A 15,600-nucleotide genomic window follows, 5' to 3' on the forward strand; every position below is an offset into this window, starting at 1 on the left:
AGGTTATCTATATTCTGAATAAACGTAAAAGTAGTATCTTTAGTTTTAGCTTCATCATTAAAAGCAGTATTTTTTTACATAAAAAAGTTTTTTATTTTTTGCTGTAACAAATATAATTGTGCCTCGTCTTGAATATATAAGCTAACGATTAACCATCATATTAATGAACCAAGTTGTATTTATAGAATTAATAAATCCTTTTAAAGACAAAGTTTTTCGTCTGGCAAAAAGATTGCTTACCAGCACTGAAGAAGCAGAAGATGCAACTCAGGAAGTGATGGTAAAATTATGGAACAAAAAAGACAATCTAGAAAGCTACAATAGTGTTGAAGCATTGGCTATGACCATGACAAAAAATTACTGCCTTGACCAATTAAAATCGAAAAGAGCCAGTAACCTTCAGATTGTCCACAATAATTTTACCGATCGGCAGCCGCAATTGGACAAAAAATTAGAAGACCAAGACAGTTTAGAATGGGTTGAAAAAATTATAAACGAGATGCCAGAACAGATGCAGCTATTAATTCAGCTTCGGGATGTAGAACAATATGAATTTGAAGAAATAGCCAAAATCGTAAATATGAACGAAACCGCAATACGAGTGGCACTTTCGAGAGCAAGAAAAAAAATTAGAGAATCAATGACAAATACACACCTTTATGGAACTAAATAAAATAGAAGATATATTAGAAAAATACTTTCAGGGAGAAACTTCTATTGCCGAAGAAAATCAATTAAAAGAATATTTTTCTTCATCAAATGTTGCGCAGCATTTGGAGCAGTACAAACCTATGTTTGGATATTTCTCTCAAGCAAAAGAACAGAAATCGACGTATGAAATTCCACTAGAAACTAAGAAACGAAATGTAGCGTGGTTATCGATTGCAGCTTCTGCTGTTGTTTTGCTGGGAATCGGAACTTACTTTTTTGTTAGCGAAAAAAACGACACTACTGCAGTAGCTTCGCAAACCGAATTAGGAACTTACGATGATCCCGAAGAAGCTTTAAAAGCAACTCAAAAGGCTTTGGCTTTATTATCAAACAATGTTAATGTAGGTATTGAAAGTGTACACTACATTAAAGAATACGAACAATCAAAAAACAAAATTTTTAAACAGTAATTAAACAAAAAAATAATCATGAAATCAACGATTCACGAATACCAAAAAAACAATAAACTAAGCATGAGTAAAAATTTCATTATAACTTTAGTCTTCGCATTAGTTTCCACCACTTTTTATGCACAAAGTGCCTTTGACAAATTTGATGGTCAGGATGATGTAACCTCTGTAATTGTAAACAAAAAAATGTTTGATTTAATGAGCAAAGTAAAAACTGATACTTCTGACAAGGAGACGCAGCAATATATTGCACTAATCAAAAAGCTGGATTACTTAAAAGTATTTACCACTAAAAATCCAAAAATCGAAGCAGACATGAAAGCTACTGCCGATAGATATGTGAAAACTGCCGGTTTAGAAGAATTAATGCGAGTAAACGATGGCGGAAAAAACGTTAGAATTATGGTAAAATCTGGCGCTACAGACACACAGATAAAAGAACTTTTAATGTATGTGGACGGTGCAAAAAATGATGAAACCGTTTTACTATCTCTAACTGGGAACTTTGACTTAAACGAGATTTCAGTATTAACAGACAAAATGCAGCTTCCTGGCGGTACAGACTTAAAGAAAGCTTCTAAAGGCAAAAAATAAAATGAGAACAAGTATCTTCATCTTAGCACTTACAGCTCTCATATCTTTGGGGAGCTGTAATTCTGAACCATCATTGCAAAAATATTTTGTTGAGAATTCGGAGAAAAAAGACTTTATAGCTTTGGATATTTCACCAAACATTTTGAATGTTGACAAAGCAAAATTATCAGCCGAACAGAATGAAGCTTTAAATTCGTTTGACAAAATGAACATTTTGGCTTTTAAAGCTAATCAAAATAATCAAACAGAGTTTGAAGCAGAAAGAAACAAAGTAAAAACCATATTAAAAGATCCTAAATATCAAGAATTGATGAAGTTTGGGTCTGGAAAAGAAGGCGCATCTGTAAGCTACGTTGGAAGCGACGACAACATTAAAGAGTTTGTCATTTTTGCCAACAGAAAAGAAAATGGTTTTGCAGTAGTTCGTGTGTTAGGCGAAGATATGAACCCAAATAATATTATGACGTTAATGTCTGTTTTGCAAAACTCAAAAATAGATATGGAGCAGTTAAAACCTTTAGAACAATTGCTTAAAAAATAAAATCATCTTACTTATAAAATTAAGAAAGCTCCATAATTGGAGCTTTTTCTTTTATAATAGAATCTGAGATTATTTACTCAAATACATTTTTCTTCTAGAGTACAATTCGTAGAATTGATCGTCTTTTAAGTCATCAATAAACAAGATGCTTTCTCCTGTAGATTTCATTTCTGGCCCTAACGCTTTGTTTACGTTCGGGAATTTACTGAAAGAGAAAACGGGCTGTTTGATTGCATAACCTTTCAATTGCGGGTTGAAATCAAAATCAGTTACTTTATTGTGCCCCAACATTACTTTTGTTGCGTAGTTTACATAAGGCTCTCCGTAAGCTTTTGCAATAAACGGAACCGTTCTTGAAGCTCTTGGATTTGCTTCGATGATATAAACTGTATCGTCTTTAATTGCAAACTGGATATTGATCAAACCAACCGTTTTTAAAGCTCTAGCAATTTTATGCGTGTGGTCTTTAATCTGCTGCATTACAAATTCTCCTAAGTTGAAAGGAGGCAATGTTGCGTTACTATCTCCAGAGTGAACTCCACAAGGCTCAATGTGCTCCATAATTCCGATGATGTAAACATTTCCATCAGCATCACAAATTGCATCAGCTTCTGCTTCGATAGCTCCAGCCAAATAGTGGTCCAGCAATAATTTGTTTCCTGGAATTGCTTTCAACAAATCGATAACGTGCTCTTCAAGCTCTTTTTTGTTGATTACAATTTTCATTCCCTGACCCCCTAATACGTAAGAAGGACGAATTAAAAGTGGAAAATCTAAAGTATCAGCTAATTTTGAAGCTTCATCTGCTGTTTCTGCAATTCCAAATCTTGGGAAAGGAATATGCAATTCAGTCAACAAGTCAGAGAAACGTCCTCTATCTTCAGCTAAGTCAAGCGCATCAAAACTAGTTCCGATGATTTTCACTCCGTATTTAGAAAGCTTGTCTGCAAGTTTAAGAGCAGTCTGACCTCCAAGCTGAACAATAACTCCTTCTGGTTTTTCGTGCTGGATGATATCGTAAATATGCTCCCAGAAAACTGGCTCGAAGTATAATTTATCAGCAGTGTCAAAATCTGTAGAAACTGTCTCAGGATTACAGTTAATCATGATCGTTTCGTAACCGCATTCTTTAGCCGCTAGAACTCCGTGCACACAAGAATAATCAAACTCAATCCCTTGCCCAATTCTATTTGGCCCAGAACCTAAAACAATTACTTTCTTTCTATCAGTAAGGATACTTTCGTTATCTACGTAACGCTCTCCGTTTGCTTTTTCGATTTCTGCCTCAAAAGTTGAATAGTAATAAGGTGTTTTAGCTTTAAACTCAGCCGCACACGTATCAACCAGTTTAAACACACGGTTGATGTTCATGTCCATACGTAAAGTGTGCACTTCACTTTCCAAACAACTCATCATGTGAGCTAATTGTCTATCTGCAAAACCTTTTTGTTTCGCCTCAAGCAACAATTCTTTAGGAAGATTTGAAACTTTGTAGTTTGAAATTTCTTTTTCTAAAGTATAAAGCTCTTCGTATTGTTTCAAGAACCACATATCGATTCTTGTAATTTCGTGAATAGTGCTCAACGGAATTCCCATTGCGATTGCATCATAGATTACGAAAACACGATCCCAACTTGCATAAGTTAGTTTCTCGATAATCTGTTCGTAATTTTTATATCCTTTTCCGTCAGCGCCTAAACCATTTCTCTTAATTTCTAGTGATTGGGTTGCTTTATGAAGCGCTTCCTGGAAAGAACGCCCGATTCCCATAACCTCACCTACAGATTTCATCTGAAGGCCTAAAGTTCTATCTGAACCTTCAAATTTGTCGAAGTTCCAACGAGGTATTTTTACGATTACATAATCTAAAGTTGGTTCGAAAAGAGCCGAAGTAGATTTTGTAATTTGGTTTTGCAACTCATCTAAATTGTACCCTAAAGCTAGTTTAGAAGCGATTTTCGCAATTGGATATCCAGTTGCTTTTGATGCTAAAGCAGAAGAACGAGACACACGAGGATTGATCTCAATTGCTACGATATCTTCTTTTTCGTCTGGAGAAACTGCGAATTGTACGTTACATCCTCCTGCAAAATTTCCGATGCTTCTCATCATTAAGATAGCGTAGTCACGTAATTTTTGGAAAGTTGTATCAGATAAAGTCATCGCTGGCGCAACTGTAATCGAGTCTCCGGTGTGGATTCCCATTGGATCCATGTTTTCGATAGAACAGATAATTACAACGTTGTCATTTTTATCTCTTAAAAGCTCCAACTCGTACTCTTTCCACCCCATTAAAGCTTTGTCAATCAAAACTTCGTGAATTGGAGAAGCCTCAAGTCCGCGGGTTAAAAGCTCATCAAAATCTTCTTTTTTATAAACTACCGCTGCTCCAGTTCCTCCAAGCGTAAACGAAGGGCGAATTACAAGCGGAAAACCAAACTCTTGAGCAATTTCTTTTCCTTCCAAGTAAGAAGTAGCCGTTTTTGCTGGTGCAGTTGGCACATTAATTTTTTCTAAAAGCTGCTTAAACTGCTCTCTGTCTTCAGTAATATTAATTGCATTTACATCAACACCGATTAATCTTACTCCGAAATCCTGCCAGATTCCTTTTTCCTCAGCTTCCAAACACAAGTTCAAAGCAGTTTGTCCTCCCATTGTTGGTAAAACTGCATCAATTTGCGGATGTTCCTTAAGAATTTCAATAATCGATTTTGTCGTTAAAGGTTTCAAATAAATATGATCGGCCATAGATGGGTCGGTCATAATCGTCGCTGGATTCGAGTTAATCAAGATAACCTCAATTCCTTCTTCACGAATCGAACGTGCAGATTGAGATCCCGCATAATCGAATTCGCAAGCTTGGCCAATAACAATAGGTCCTGAACCTATTATTAAAACTGATTTTATTGATGTGTCTTTAGGCATTTTGTATGTATTGTGTAGTTATTTACGATTTAAAACCTCTCTAGTGCATTATAAACTAGAAAGTTGGAAAAATTTTTACCGAAAAGGTATAAAAAAAGGCGATACTAAAAAAGTAATCGCCTTATGTATGTTTATACAAACATTATTTTTTGTGTCTAGGCTCGCTAGAAACAGTTAATTTATGTCTTCCTTTTGCTCTTCTACGCGCTAGAACTTTTCTTCCATTCGCAGAAGCCATTCTGTCCATAAATCCGTGCTTATTTCTTCTTTTTCTTTTCGATGGTTGAAATGTTCTTTTGCTCATTGCTTTGTATCTTTAAAAATGGTATCTATTAACTCGTTTATTTGGTTTTGGATATCGTTGTTCAAAAACCGAGTGCAAATATACAAAGACTTTTTTTTCTGGCAAGTACTTTTATAAAAATATTTTTAATTCCTTTTACTATCTTTGCAATCACAAATTTACATTAATTATGTTTCACAAAAATATTAAACTTATTTTGGCCGGACTTCTAGTAGTGGCGGGCATCTGGCAATTTACAGAAAGTAATATCGGAAATGGAATCTTTCTTATATTATTGACTGCAATTCCGATTTTTCTTTATTTCAAAAACGAATTTATCCTTTTAGCCTTCCTTAAATTAAGAAAACAAGACTTCGAAGGCGCAAATAAATGGTTATCATATATCAAAAATCCAGAAGGTGCATTAGTAAGAAAACAACAAGGATACTTAAATTACCTACAAGGCATCATGTTATCTCAAACTAATATCAACCAAGCAGAGAAACATTTCAAAAAAGCAATCGAACTTGGGCTATCAATGGATATGGATTTAGCTGTTGCTAAATTAAACCTTGCAGGAGTAGCAATGTCACGCAGAAGAAAACTTGAAGCGACTAATTTATTAAACGAAGCTAAAAAATTAGACAAACAAGGTATGCTGAAAGAGCAAATCTCTATGATGAAAGAACAGATGAAAAAAATCTAAAGATTTTTTTAAATTCCAAAATATTTAAAATCCCAAATTGCATCCCGAAGTGTCAGGAGAGTTTGGGATTTTTTAATTGTAGACATTGAGTTTATATTTTTTCTCATTTTATGTCTTCCCGAGTGGAGTCGAAGGACCTCATGTCTAATATATTCAATCGGCCAAAGTATCAACAACAAATTCGGAAGGAATTGGCATAATTACCATTTTTTTTATTTCTTTTAAATCCACTTTTTTATTCGTTTTAATAAATTGATGATTAATTCTCAATTTATCTAATGATTTTCCAAATAGCCAAAATCGATTTGGTCCATTATGACCATGAATCTTAAGTTTTCTAAACTGATTTCCGCTCCTTAACAAAAAAGCATTAGTTTGCCCATCCTCAACTTTACTGTTTTCAAAACTTTCCTCCTTAGGAAAGGATAAAGTATCCAATATATTTTGAATCCTTTCCTTTTCCTCTTTATTTAAAATTGTAAAAAAACTTTCTTCTTTATTATATCCAGAAACATCTACATAATAAAGTGTGTCCGATGAATTAAACTTTAGATAATACGTTTCATGAATGTTCCATTTAAAAAAAGTAAAATCAAAATCTTTCTTGGGAAATTTGCATCCAACCAAAATTAACACCAAAACAATTACACTAACTCTCATATTTTTTCTTGAATTACTTTATGGAGCTACTTAGCGCATCCTTCGACTTCGCTCAGGAGGACAAGCTTTCTGGTTACTTTACGCAAACCTTTGCCAAAGTTTCAAACTTTGGCAAAGGTTCTGAATTTGGAATTTTACTCCAAAATTATCGAAGGCAAATTCTCATTCAGCCATTTATACTTATTGAGAATCATAATATGCGTTCCTCCTTTTACCAAAATGCATTTATCAATGTATTTAATCGGGAATACTTCGTCTTGATCTCCGTGAATATGCACTACATTTTCGTCAATTTTATCTCTATCCCATAAGATTACGCTTTCTACAGCCCATTGCAGATAGCCCAAATCGCGAACAGATAGAAATTTCTCATATAATTTTATTCTCTTATTGACTTTTTCGCCAAAAGAAAACTTGGCAAGCTTTTCAATATTAAGAATCAGCTGCATTGGGATAAGTTTATAAGCTTTTGTTCTCTTCCCTATTTTCATTCTTCTAGGAAATTCCAGATTGCTTCGAACGCTCGAAATAATAATTACTTTACGCGCTTTGATATGTTTCGAAATTTCCTGCACTAAGATTCCGCCAAAGGAAACCCCAATTAAAACAGGATTTTCGTGTTGGATATTTTTGCTAATTCGAAGTGCATAATCTGATAAGGATTCTTTCGGATTTGGAATTTCCCATTCTAAAAGATGCGTTTCAAAAATATTTTCATCCAATTTTATTCTTTCAAAAATAGATGAACTCGCTGCCAAACCCGGCATAAAATAAACTGGAATCTTACTCATAATATTAAAATGAAATTACCATTAGGATATTTATTCTAAAAAATAAAGTTACTTTTTTTAATATCATGATAATCAAATTTTAGACCTATTTATTGCATTTGGCTTAAAAAAACAAACTTCAAAACAATAACTTAAAGTTTATAGCTGCAAAAAATAATTTAATATTGAAAATCAAATGATTACCTTTGCATTTCGAAATATTTTTTGATTTTAGCTCTTATAAAGAATTTTCTTTCAATACTATTTCGAGTCCCAAATTCACTATTTACCAATAACCTAACAAGAAATTACTATGGAAACTTCTGTAACTATGGAAATCAAAGACAACACATTTGCACGCCAATTCGAAACTATTATTCCTGAAGGAATGATAGCAGTTGAATATCAATTTCAAGAAAAAAAGATTTTTTTAACCAAAATCAACAAGCCTGATTCATACGAGAACGAAGAAACGATCAACACTTTACTTAAAAATATACTAGACTTAAGTTCTGAAAAAAATTACAGAGTAGTTCCAATTCATCCAAAGATTGTTTCGTTTTTCAAAAAAAATCCTAGATATAAAGAATTGCTTCCTCCTGGAATTAGAATCTAAAAATATCCAATAACTCGGAGCCATAATCCTCCTATTGTCATATATATTAAGAGCATAACCAAACCCGTTATAAGCCCTTTGACCCACCAACTCTTTAGGTCAACGTAACCGCTCCCAAAGAATACGGGCGCTGGACCGTGGCCATAATGGGTTAAAGTTCCGTAAAGAGATCCGACAAAACCAAGCATAAAAGCTAGCAATAATCCCGGAATTCCGAGCGAAACGCCAACACCAAGTAAGGCCGCATACATTGCTGCAACGTGTGCGGTTGCACTTGCGAAAAGATAATGGCTAAAGAAATAGACTAAGACAATAATCGGAAAAGCCATCTGCCAGCTTAGTCCGCCAATTTCTGCTTTTACCAAATCGCTAAACCACGCGATAAAACCTAACTCATTGAGCGAACTGGCCATCATTACTAAAACAGAAAACCAAACAATAGTATCCCAAGCTCCTTTTTCGGCTTTTACATCATCCCAAGTCAGCACAGAAGTTAGAAGCAAAATCACTAATCCTATAAAGGCTGTTGTGGTGGCGTCAATAGAAAACAAATCTCCTGTCATCCAAAGAAAAAGCAAAATAAAAAATGTCAGCAGCATCATCCATTCATCTCTTGTTATTGCCCCCATTTCTTTCAGTTTCTGAGTTGCAATCTGCGGAGCATCGCCAGTTTTTTTTAGTTCTGGAGGATAAATTTTATACAAAACAAACGGAATTACAATAAAAGCGCACAACCCAGGAACAATTGCTGCCGCTGCCCATGACATCCAACTTATTTTTATTCCTAAATTAAGCGCAAATTTCTGGCACATTGGGTTACTTGCCGTTCCTGTCAAAAACATTGAAGAAGCAATCAAGTTCATATTATAACTATTCAAAGTCAAATAAGCTCCTAATTTTCTATGCGTTTCAGGTTTGTCTGGCATTGAGCCGAAACTCATAGACATAGATTTCATAATAGGATAAACAATTCCTCCTCCTCTAGCGGTATTGCTTGGAACGGCTGGCGCCAAGACTAAATCTGCCAATCCTAAGCCATAGGCAAGCCCCAAAGAACTTTTCCCAAATATTTTTATGAATAGAAAAGCAATTCTATTTCCCAAACCTGTTTTTATAAACCCTCTTGCTATAAAAAACGAAATTCCGATAAGCCAGATTACTTTATCTCCAAATCCTTTCAATGCTAATGTGATCGATTTTCCAGGATCTCCAGGAGCCAATACCTGAGACATGGCTGTCAAGGCAATTGCAATCATACACATCGTTCCCATCGGAGCTGCTTTTAAGATGATTCCTAAAATGGTAGCTACGAAAATGGCAAATAAATGCCAAGCTTCTGTCACAACGCCTTCTGGAGCTGGAACAAACCATATGGCAACTAAAACTGCCAGCGTAATTAAAGTCTGAGGAATTTTTACTTCTTTCATAAAAACAAAAATTAAGTGAATTAAATTCTGAGCTGTAACTGAATTAAAAATAAATCGTTATCATAGGTCGTTGTACCTGGAATACTTTTATCGAATCTGTCAATTTCGAATCCCATTTCGATACGGCCTGTATACGATTTCCCGAATTCTAAACTAACCATTGGCGTGTAAGTGGTACGCACGTTTGAATTGATTTTATAGCTTGGGTCGAAAGTTTCGTAACGACATGACAATTCAAGCGCTGTAAGTTTTTGATAATTTACGGTGTATCTAAAGTTTGGCAAGAAATAGATACCGCGCATTTGATAATCGGCAACATTATCTGTTCTTCCATCGGCTGGCAAAGAATAATATAAGTTATGATTTGTTCCCTGCTTATATTCTATCTGCAAATCAAAACTAAACTTATCGGTTAATTTAAAATCACCGGTAACATCTGCTCCAATTGCAAAAACATCTTCTTTAAAAACTTTACCAAAACCTCCGTTTAGACCTAAATTAATTTTATGTTCTTTTGACAATCCCAAAACCCATCTCGAAGAATATTGTTTTCCGTTGTCTTTGTCCATTTCTACATTTTTTCCATTTCCATTTAAAATTGAAACGGCATAATTTACTGGGATTTTTCCAATATCAAAAGCTCCTGTTGCCGATGCTCCAATTTGGAAACTGGTCCATCCGTTTTTACCGAATTCATAATATTGATTCGAAAAATCGAAAGACTTAATAATATCTACCGGAACAAGCTCTTCAATACCAAAGGCTGGACGAAATTGTCCTCCTGTTAAAGCAATATATTTATTGAAAGTATATTTTCCGTAGGCATTCTCCAGAACTTTCCCCTTTGTATCCGATTTAAAATCTGCTAAATTAACCAGTATTACAATTTCTGTGGTTTCGCTTAATTTGGTATTTAATCCGACACGCATTCTTTTAATATCAAAGGAACTTTGCGTAGCATCTCCTGTTGAGTGCTGAGTTCCCAAGACATCTACATTATCTCCAAAACTCTCTAAATATCTCGCCTGAAGCAGTCCTTTCAACTGAAACTGCGGATACTTTACTTCTTCATTCTCTTTTTTATCCGCTTTATCAGCTCCCTGATTCAAGTCACCTTGGGCGTGTAAAAAAGTTGGCGTTATAAAAAACAGGAAAAAAAATGGCATTAGTAGACTTTTACTCATAGGCTTAAAATAAATGGAAATATTAATGCTTACAGAGCGATTTAAAGAAATTGCTCTTAATTCTTAAAACCAAAAAATTAACTGCTTATAGTCAATGCGAAATGGAAACACTAAAGTAACAAAAAAAGATATTTTATGTAAAAAAAATTGCATTAAAATACTGTTACTAAAATAAAAAAGCACAAGTTTGAACTTGTGCTTTTAAAAACATCTTTTATTTTTTTAATTGACAAAACCTAAAATTTTCAGCCATAAACCTCCAATAGTCAGATAAATGAGTAACATTACAAGTCCTGTAATCAATCCTTTTATCCACCAATTTTTCAAATCTACATATCCGCTTCCAAAATAAACTGGCGCTGGTCCGTGCCCATAATGCGTTAATGTTCCGTAAAGCGATCCTACAAATCCTAACATAAAAGCCAGAAATAACCCTGGAACTCCAAGAGATACCCCAACTGCCAGCAAGGCAGCATACATAGCAGCAACGTGAGCGGTTGCACTTGCAAAAATATAATGGCTGAAAAAATATACTGCAATGATAATTATAAAAGCTATTTCCCAGCTCATCCCAATCATATGCTGTTTCACGATCTCGCTAAACCAGCTTATAAATCCTAATTTATCCAAAGAACTTGCCATCATTACCAAAACCGCAAACCATACTACGGTATCCCAAGCTCCTTTTTCTCCTTTTACATCTTCCCAAGTTAAAACAGAAGTTAGCAATAAAACTACCAAACCTATGAATGCCGTTGTTGTAGCATCTATCGAAAACAGATCTCCAGTCATCCAAAGAAATAGTAAAATAGCAAAAGTTAAAAGCATCAGCCATTCATTTTTTGAAATCGCTCCCATTTCTTTCAGTTTTTGCGCCGCTACCTTTGGAGCATCGCCTGTATTTTTCAGTTCAGGCGGATAAATTTTGTAAAGCAAAAATGGTATTACAAAAAAAGCAGCCATACCCGGAACTAATGCCGCAAGCGCCCATGATGTCCAACTAATCTTAATACCTAAATTCTCTGCAAATTTTTGACACATCGGATTACTGGCTGTCCCCGTTAAAAACATTGATGAAGCAATTAGATTGACATTATAGCTACTTAATGTGAGAAACGATCCCAATTTTCTATGCGTTTCAGGCTTGTCTGGGTCTGAACCAAAATTGATAGACATTGATTTCATAATCGGGTAAATTATTCCTCCACCCCTTGCCGTATTACTTGGCACGACAGGTGCTAAAACTAGATCTGCCAACCCTAAACCGTAAGCTAAGCCGAGTGAACTTTTTCCAAATATTTTTATGAATAAAAAAGCAATTCTAGTTCCAAGTCCTGTTTTAATAAAACCTCTGGCAATAAAAAACGATATTCCGATGAGCCAAATTACTTTATTCCCAAAACCTCCTAGAGCCAACGTAATTGAATCTCCAGCACTTTCTGGCGCCAAAACCTGCGTAAAAGCAGTAACCGCAACCGCAATCATGCACATGGTACCCATTGGTGCGGCTTTTAAAATAATCCCAAGTATTGTTGAGATAAAAATAACAAATAGGTGCCAAGCCTCTGGCGAAAGCCCATCTGGTACGGGCACAAACCAAATAGCTAAACCAAAAACAAGTGTAATTAATGAGTTTTTAATATTTATTTCTTTCATGATGCTGTAATTAAATCGCTATATTTTAAAAAAATCGCCCTTGAAATTGTATAATGAACAAGTTGCTATCGTATGCTGTAGTATTTGGAATGTTCTGTTTGTAATTATCAAACTGCACCCCCATCTCAATTCTGCCCGTATACCCTTTTCCAAATTCTAAACTGGCCATTGGCGTGTAAGTTTGCCTTGCATTGGAATCAATTTTAAAATTCCTGTCAAAATATTCATATCGGCAAGAGAACTCAATCGCTGTCAAATTTTTATGTTTTAACTCATATCTCAAATTGGGCAAAAAATAAGCGCCTCTCATCTGATAATCGTCTAGATTTTTAGTTCTTGAAGCTATTGGAAGAGAATAATATAAAAAGTGATTTGTTCCTTGTTTTGCTTCAAGTTGGGTTTGAAGCAGTAATTTATCTGCCAATTTAAAATCAGCTGTGAAATCGAGCCCAACAGCAAATACTTTATGGTTAAACACCTCACCAGTTCCGCCATTTATTCCTAAATTAATGTTGTGTTTTTTGTCTAACCCAAAGCCAAGGCGTGAAGAGTATTGCTTGCCATTATCTTTATCAGACACTTGGTCTTTCCCGTTTCCGTTTACAGCAGAAACTGCATATGTTACTGGGACTTTACCTAACCCAAAGGCACCAAAAACTGAAGCCCCAATTTGAAAACTTGTCCAGCCATTATTTCCAAATTCCGCATATTGGTTTGAGTAATCAAATGATTTTAAAATATCGGCCGGATTCAGTTCTTCAATTCCGAATGCTGGTCTGAACTGACCTACCAGAAAACCAATTTTTTCATTAAAAACATATCTTACAAAAGCATTTTCTAAAACTTTTCCTTTGGGGTCAGATTTGAAATCGGCCAAATTCATTAAAACAACAACATCAAGATGATCGACTAATTTTGCTGTAACCCCTAAGCGCATTCTTTTAATATCAAATGTATTTTCTACCGCATTTCCATCTGAATGATGAAGCCCTGTTGCAGCATCAATCCCATCCGTAAAACCGTTTAAATAGCGCGCCTGAAAAAGCCCCTGAAATTTAAATTGTGGATATTTTACTTCTTCCTGCGACTTAGAATCTGCAGTTTGCCCAATAGACAAAAGAGGTAACAACAAAAGAAGGAAATAAAACCTAAAACCAAAAAAAACATACTTTTGACTCATAACTATAAAATTAAATTTACAAAAATTACAATCTTTGAAAGATTATTCTTACTGTAAATTTAATTCGATGCATTTATTAAAAACCTGATATAAATCATGTTTTGTAATTTTACGAATCTTTATTTTTTCAGCCATTCTTACAAACAAAAAAAAGCATAAGAATTAACTTATGCTTTTTTTTTAATCTAGAAGTATTTTAACTTATTTTTCTATCTCTCTCATCGAGTCCATTTTTTTATGCGCTAAGAAACCGGCAACATCTTCAAAATGTTCTTTTACGCGTTTATTTCCGAACTCGAACACCTTAGTTGCTAATCCATCAAGGAAATCACGATCGTGAGAAACCAAGATCAAAGTTCCGTCAAAATCTCTCAAAGCATCTTTTATAATATCTTTGGTTTTCATATCAAGGTGGTTCGAAGGCTCATCCAAAATCAACAGGTTAACAGGCTCCAATAGCAATTTGATCATTGCCAGACGCGTTTTTTCTCCTCCTGAAAGCACTTTTACTTTTTTGGTAATATCATCTCCTTGGAACATGAAAGCTCCTAAGATATTTTTGATTTGCGTTCTGATATCACCAACCGCAATACTGTCAATTGTTTCAAAAATAGTTGCATTTTCATCTAACAGAGCCGCTTGATTTTGAGCAAAATACCCAATTTGCGCATTATGCCCGATTTCTACGCTTCCTGAGTCAACGCCAATTTCTTTCATAATGGCTTTAATCATTGTCGATTTTCCTTCACCATTTTTTCCAACAAAAGCCACTTTCTGTCCGCGCTCGATTACAATGTTTGCATCTTTAAACACCACATGATCTCCGTAAGCTTTTGACATTTCTTTTACAATAACCGGATATTGTCCAGAACGTGCCGCAGGCGGGAATTTTAACCTCAAAGCTGATGTATCTACTTCGTCAACCTGAACGATTTCTAGTTTTTCCAACATTTTCACGCGAGACTGAACGGCATCTGTTTTAGAGAATGTTCCTTTAAAACGCTCAATAAAAGCACGATTTTCTGCAATCATTTTCTGCTGCTCATCATATGCTTTCTGCTGATGGATTCTGCGGTCTTTTCTTAATTCTAAGTAATGAGTGTATTTTGCTTTGTAATCGTAAATTCTTCCCATAGTAACTTCGATAGTTCTATTTGTAATATTATCTACAAACGCTCTATCGTGCGAAATCACCACAACCGCTTTTGCCTGATTCAACAAGAAATCTTCTAACCACTGAATACTTTCGATATCCATGTGGTTGGTTGGCTCATCCAGCAATATCAAATCTGGTTTTTGCAAAAGGATTTTTGCTAATTCGATACGCATTCTCCATCCTCCTGAAAACTCCGAAGTCTGACGTGTAAAATCTTCTCTTTCAAAACCTAAACCGATTAAAATTTTCTCAACTTCGGCTTCGTAATTTATTTCTTCAATAGCATAAAATTTCTCGCTTAAGTCAGAAACTCTTTCGATCAATTTCATGTATTCGTCACTTTCATAATCAGTACGAACGGTCAGCTGCTCATTGATATCGTCGATTTCAGCTTTCATTTTAAAAATGTCGCTGAAAGCTTTTGACGCTTCTTCCATAACAGTCGCACCGTCTGCGGTAAGCAAATGCTGAGGCAGGTAAGCAATTACAGCTTCTTTTGGTGCCGAAACATTTCCTGTAGAAGGTTTATTTACACCCGCAATTATTTTTAAAAGTGTCGATTTTCCCGCACCATTTTTACCCATAAGGGCAATTTTATCATTTTCATTAATAGCAAAAGAAACATCGCTAAAAAGTGTAGTTCCGCCAAACTGAACCGAAATATCGTTAACTGTAATCATTTGTCTTTGTTAATTTGTTTAATCGGTTAATCGTTTATTTGACCACCCATTTTTTTTCGTGCTGCAAAGATAGATTAATTAGATAATTAGGCAATTTGAAA

15 protein-coding genes are annotated in these 15,600 nt (G+C 34.9%); 6 read left to right on the forward strand and 9 right to left on the reverse strand.

What is annotated here, in order from left to right; translation table 11 throughout:
* Window positions 1-163 precede the first annotated feature (163 nt).
* From N4T20_RS00500 to N4T20_RS00515, 4 genes are read left to right on the forward strand one after another with little or no spacing between them, the layout of a single operon-like run.
* Window positions 164-673 carry an RNA polymerase sigma factor gene (locus N4T20_RS00500; RefSeq protein ID WP_177212268.1) on the forward strand — a complete coding sequence of 170 codons (510 nt, stop codon included), beginning with the start codon at window positions 164-166 and terminating at the stop codon, window positions 671-673.
* Window positions 660-1,121, forward strand: a complete 462-nt coding sequence (locus tag N4T20_RS00505; protein WP_260671219.1) for a hypothetical protein — start codon at window positions 660-662, stop codon at window positions 1,119-1,121. The genes N4T20_RS00500 and N4T20_RS00505 overlap by 14 nt, the downstream gene beginning before the upstream one ends.
* 18 nt (window positions 1,122-1,139) lie before the next feature.
* The gene (locus tag N4T20_RS00510; protein ID WP_260671220.1) at window positions 1,140-1,715 is read left to right on the forward strand and encodes a DUF4252 domain-containing protein; all 576 of its coding nucleotides are present in this window, start codon (window positions 1,140-1,142) and stop codon (window positions 1,713-1,715) included.
* 1 nt (window position 1,716) lies between these two features.
* Window positions 1,717-2,256, forward strand: coding sequence for a DUF4252 domain-containing protein (locus N4T20_RS00515; protein WP_260671221.1), 540 nt, complete (start codon window positions 1,717-1,719; stop codon window positions 2,254-2,256).
* Between the two features lie 69 nt (window positions 2,257-2,325).
* On the opposite strand, the gene carB is transcribed toward N4T20_RS00515, so the two are convergent.
* Both carB and rpmH read right to left on the reverse strand, forming a co-directional pair.
* Window positions 2,326-5,181 carry a carbamoyl-phosphate synthase large subunit gene (carB, locus tag N4T20_RS00520; protein ID WP_260671222.1) on the reverse strand — a complete coding sequence of 952 codons (2,856 nt, stop codon included), beginning with the start codon at window positions 5,179-5,181 and terminating at the stop codon, window positions 2,326-2,328.
* A 142-nt stretch (window positions 5,182-5,323) separates the two neighbouring features.
* Window positions 5,324-5,485 (reverse strand): 50S ribosomal protein L34, encoded by a 162-nt coding sequence (rpmH, locus tag N4T20_RS00525; protein WP_008464848.1) that lies wholly within the window; start codon window positions 5,483-5,485, stop codon window positions 5,324-5,326.
* Window positions 5,486-5,654: 169 nt separating this feature from the next.
* Between rpmH and N4T20_RS00530 the strand changes: the two genes are divergently transcribed.
* The gene (locus N4T20_RS00530; RefSeq protein WP_011921618.1) at window positions 5,655-6,170 is read left to right on the forward strand and encodes a hypothetical protein; all 516 of its coding nucleotides are present in this window, start codon (window positions 5,655-5,657) and stop codon (window positions 6,168-6,170) included.
* A 153-nt stretch (window positions 6,171-6,323) separates the two neighbouring features.
* Here N4T20_RS00530 and N4T20_RS00535 read toward each other — a convergent pair whose 3' ends face one another.
* Together N4T20_RS00535 and N4T20_RS00540 are read right to left on the reverse strand one after the other, a co-directional pair.
* A complete protein-coding gene (locus N4T20_RS00535) occupies window positions 6,324-6,830 on the reverse strand; it encodes a hypothetical protein (RefSeq protein ID WP_260671223.1) in 507 nt (168 codons plus the stop codon).
* A 134-nt stretch (window positions 6,831-6,964) separates the two neighbouring features.
* A complete protein-coding gene (locus N4T20_RS00540) occupies window positions 6,965-7,621 on the reverse strand; it encodes an alpha/beta hydrolase (protein WP_260671224.1) in 657 nt (218 codons plus the stop codon).
* 292 nt (window positions 7,622-7,913) lie between these two features.
* On the opposite strand from N4T20_RS00540, the gene N4T20_RS00545 reads away from it, so the two are divergent.
* Window positions 7,914-8,216, forward strand: coding sequence for a GNAT family N-acetyltransferase (locus N4T20_RS00545; RefSeq protein ID WP_260671225.1), 303 nt, complete (start codon window positions 7,914-7,916; stop codon window positions 8,214-8,216).
* On the opposite strand, the gene N4T20_RS00550 is transcribed toward N4T20_RS00545, so the two are convergent.
* The 5 genes from N4T20_RS00550 to N4T20_RS00570 form a co-directional block, all read right to left on the reverse strand.
* Window positions 8,213-9,643 carry an anion permease gene (locus N4T20_RS00550; RefSeq protein ID WP_260671226.1) on the reverse strand — a complete coding sequence of 477 codons (1,431 nt, stop codon included), beginning with the start codon at window positions 9,641-9,643 and terminating at the stop codon, window positions 8,213-8,215. The two genes, N4T20_RS00545 and N4T20_RS00550, sit on opposite strands and share 4 nt — an antisense overlap.
* A 20-nt stretch (window positions 9,644-9,663) precedes the next feature.
* Window positions 9,664-10,809, reverse strand: a complete 1,146-nt coding sequence (locus N4T20_RS00555) for an OprO/OprP family phosphate-selective porin (RefSeq protein ID WP_260671227.1) — start codon at window positions 10,807-10,809, stop codon at window positions 9,664-9,666.
* Between the two features lie 240 nt (window positions 10,810-11,049).
* Window positions 11,050-12,483 (reverse strand): anion permease, encoded by a 1,434-nt coding sequence (locus N4T20_RS00560; protein WP_260671228.1) that lies wholly within the window; start codon window positions 12,481-12,483, stop codon window positions 11,050-11,052.
* Window positions 12,484-12,508: 25 nt separating this feature from the next.
* Window positions 12,509-13,663 carry an OprO/OprP family phosphate-selective porin gene (locus N4T20_RS00565; protein WP_260671229.1) on the reverse strand — a complete coding sequence of 385 codons (1,155 nt, stop codon included), beginning with the start codon at window positions 13,661-13,663 and terminating at the stop codon, window positions 12,509-12,511.
* 201 nt (window positions 13,664-13,864) lie between these two features.
* Window positions 13,865-15,499: an ABC-F family ATP-binding cassette domain-containing protein gene (locus N4T20_RS00570; RefSeq protein WP_260671230.1), complete on the reverse strand. Its 1,635-nt coding sequence runs from the start codon at window positions 15,497-15,499 to the stop codon at window positions 13,865-13,867.
* Between the last annotated feature and the right edge of the window lie 101 nt (window positions 15,500-15,600).

Source organism: Flavobacterium sp. TR2, assembly GCF_025252405.1.
Classification (GTDB): Bacteria; Bacteroidota; Bacteroidia; order Flavobacteriales; family Flavobacteriaceae; genus Flavobacterium.

What these genes read in the sequence shown, in the direction of transcription:
- N4T20_RS00540 (WP_260671224.1), bottom strand. Translation starts at nt 7,621, where the DNA reads ATGAGTAAGATTCCAGTTTATTTTATGCCGGGTTTGGCAGCGAGTTCA.
- N4T20_RS00550 (WP_260671226.1), bottom strand. Translation starts at nt 9,643, where the DNA reads ATGAAAGAAGTAAAAATTCCTCAGACTTTAATTACGCTGGCAGTTTTA.
- N4T20_RS00500 (WP_177212268.1), top strand. Translation starts at nt 164, where the DNA reads ATGAACCAAGTTGTATTTATAGAATTAATAAATCCTTTTAAAGACAAA.
- N4T20_RS00515 (WP_260671221.1), top strand. Translation starts at nt 1,717, where the DNA reads ATGAGAACAAGTATCTTCATCTTAGCACTTACAGCTCTCATATCTTTG.
- N4T20_RS00535 (WP_260671223.1), bottom strand. Translation starts at nt 6,830, where the DNA reads ATGAGAGTTAGTGTAATTGTTTTGGTGTTAATTTTGGTTGGATGCAAA.
- rpmH (WP_008464848.1), bottom strand. Translation starts at nt 5,485, where the DNA reads ATGAGCAAAAGAACATTTCAACCATCGAAAAGAAAAAGAAGAAATAAG.
- N4T20_RS00555 (WP_260671227.1), bottom strand. Translation starts at nt 10,809, where the DNA reads ATGCCATTTTTTTTCCTGTTTTTTATAACGCCAACTTTTTTACACGCC.
- carB (WP_260671222.1), bottom strand. Translation starts at nt 5,181, where the DNA reads ATGCCTAAAGACACATCAATAAAATCAGTTTTAATAATAGGTTCAGGA.
- N4T20_RS00530 (WP_011921618.1), top strand. Translation starts at nt 5,655, where the DNA reads ATGTTTCACAAAAATATTAAACTTATTTTGGCCGGACTTCTAGTAGTG.
- N4T20_RS00565 (WP_260671229.1), bottom strand. Translation starts at nt 13,663, where the DNA reads ATGAGTCAAAAGTATGTTTTTTTTGGTTTTAGGTTTTATTTCCTTCTT.
- N4T20_RS00560 (WP_260671228.1), bottom strand. Translation starts at nt 12,483, where the DNA reads ATGAAAGAAATAAATATTAAAAACTCATTAATTACACTTGTTTTTGGT.
- N4T20_RS00545 (WP_260671225.1), top strand. Translation starts at nt 7,914, where the DNA reads ATGGAAACTTCTGTAACTATGGAAATCAAAGACAACACATTTGCACGC.
- N4T20_RS00510 (WP_260671220.1), top strand. Translation starts at nt 1,140, where the DNA reads ATGAAATCAACGATTCACGAATACCAAAAAAACAATAAACTAAGCATG.
- N4T20_RS00570 (WP_260671230.1), bottom strand. Translation starts at nt 15,499, where the DNA reads ATGATTACAGTTAACGATATTTCGGTTCAGTTTGGCGGAACTACACTT.
- N4T20_RS00505 (WP_260671219.1), top strand. Translation starts at nt 660, where the DNA reads ATGGAACTAAATAAAATAGAAGATATATTAGAAAAATACTTTCAGGGA.